Origin of the sequence: Burkholderia sp. LMG 13014 (genome assembly GCF_905232215.1) — a bacterium.
In the GTDB taxonomy this organism is placed as follows: domain Bacteria; phylum Pseudomonadota; class Gammaproteobacteria; order Burkholderiales; family Burkholderiaceae; genus Burkholderia.
Genome location: NZ_CAJNKE010000877.1, coordinates 1 through 1825, shown reverse-complemented (window position 1 = coordinate 1825; position 1825 = coordinate 1). Strand labels below are relative to the sequence as shown.

Below are 1825 nucleotides of genomic sequence, written 5' to 3'. Positions count from 1 at the left end.
GAGCTGTGTCTCGGGCTCGAGGTCGTTACGCCGCAAGGCGAGATCTGGGACGGCCTGCGCGGACTGCGCAAGGACAACACCGGCTACGACCTGCGCGACCTGTTCATCGGCGCGGAAGGCACACTCGGCATCATCACCGCGGCCGTGATGAAGCTGCACCCGCTGCCGGCCGCGCAGGTCACCGCACTCGCCGCGCTCGAATCGCCGCACGCGGCGCTCGACTTCCTCGCGCTCGCGCAGCGCGCCGCCGGGCCGCTGCTGACCGGCTTCGAGCTGATGTCGGACTTCTGCATGCAGCTCGTCGGCAAGCACTACCCGCAACTGCGCTACCCGTTCGCGCAGACGCATGCACAGACGGTGCTGCTCGAGCTATCCGACAACGAAAGCGAAGCGCATGCGCGCACGCTGTTCGAGAAACTGATGGAAGAAGCGTTCGAGGCCGGGCTCGTGGTCGACGCGGTGGTCGCGGAAAATCTTGCGCAGTCGCGCGCGTTCTGGGACCTGCGCGAGCACATCCCGCTCGCGCAGGCAGACGAAGGGCTCAACATCAAGCACGACATCGCGGTGCCGATTTCGTCGATCGCACGCTTCATCGACGAGACCGACGCGGCGATCCAGCAGGCCGCGCCGGGCGCGCGGATGGTCACGTTCGGCCACCTCGGCGACGGCAATCTCCACTACAACGTGCAGATGCCCGAAGGCGGCGACCCGAAAGCGTTCCTGGCCGCGTTCCAGGCGCCGATCAACCGGATCGTCTACGACAACGTGCACCGCCACCACGGCACGATCAGCGCGGAGCACGGCATCGGCCAGCTGAAGATCGACGACGCGCAGCGTTACAAGTCGCCGGTCGAAACGACGCTGATGCGCACGCTGAAGACCGCGCTCGACCCGCGCGGCCTGATGAACCCCGGCAAGGTCCTGCGCTGAAGCCGCCCACTCCGGAGCCTAGCCCGTGAAAATCCGCGTCCTGTCCGACCTGCATCTCGAAAGCAACCTGCCCGACGCGATCCCGCATGCCGACGCGGATCTCGTCGTGCTGGCCGGCGACATCCACAATCACGCGGAAGGCCTGCGCTGGGCCGCCGAAACGTTCGACCCCGCGGTGCCGGTGATCTACGTGCCGGGCAACCACGAGTATTACGACGGGGAATTCGGCGCGCTGGAGACGGCGATGCGCGATGCGGCGCAGGCGCTCGACAACGTGCACTACCTGAACAACGGCGTCTACGTCGATCCCGCGCAGCGTTTCCGCGTGCTCGGCACGACGCTCTGGGCCGATTTTTCGCTGTTCGGCGCCGACGAAGCCAGCCTTGCCAGCTCGATCGAGGCCGGGCTGCGCGTGATGCTCGATTTCAAGGGATTGATCCAGGTGACCTGGCCGCATGACGCGGCGCTGCATGCGGCGCCGGGCACGCCGGAACGGGATTTCTCGCCGGCTGACGCAATCGCGCTGCATCGACGCAGCCGCGCGTGGCTGGAAATGCAGCTCGCGACGCCGTTCGCGGGCCGGACGATCGTCGTCACCCACCATGCGCCGCACCGCCGCTCGCTGGCGGAGCGCTATGCGGAAGATCTTGCGTCGGCGGGATTCGTCACGGATATGGCGGAACTCGTGCGGCCGCCGGTGGATCTGTGGCTCCACGGCCACACGCATACGTCATTCGATTATGTGGCGGACGGCGGCACACGCGTGGTGTGCAATCCACGCGGCTACATCCACCGGCGCACCGGTGAACTGGAAAATACCGCGTTCGCGTGGGACAAGGTCGTCGAACTCGGCTGAACGCCGGCCCGCCCGGCCGCATTGCGCGGCCTTTTTTCG

2 protein-coding genes are annotated in these 1825 nt (G+C 67.0%); both read left to right on the top strand.

The features are described from left to right. A partial coding sequence (locus JYJ84_RS35705; RefSeq protein WP_205190215.1) for an FAD-binding oxidoreductase occupies positions 1 to 930 on the top strand: 930 nt, incomplete at its 5' end. A gap of 25 nt (positions 931 to 955) precedes the next feature. Further along, on the top strand, positions 956 to 1786 hold the full coding sequence (locus tag JYJ84_RS35700; RefSeq protein ID WP_122945135.1) for a metallophosphoesterase: 831 nt from the start codon (positions 956 to 958) through the stop codon (positions 1784 to 1786). Positions 1787 to 1825 lie beyond the last annotated feature (39 nt).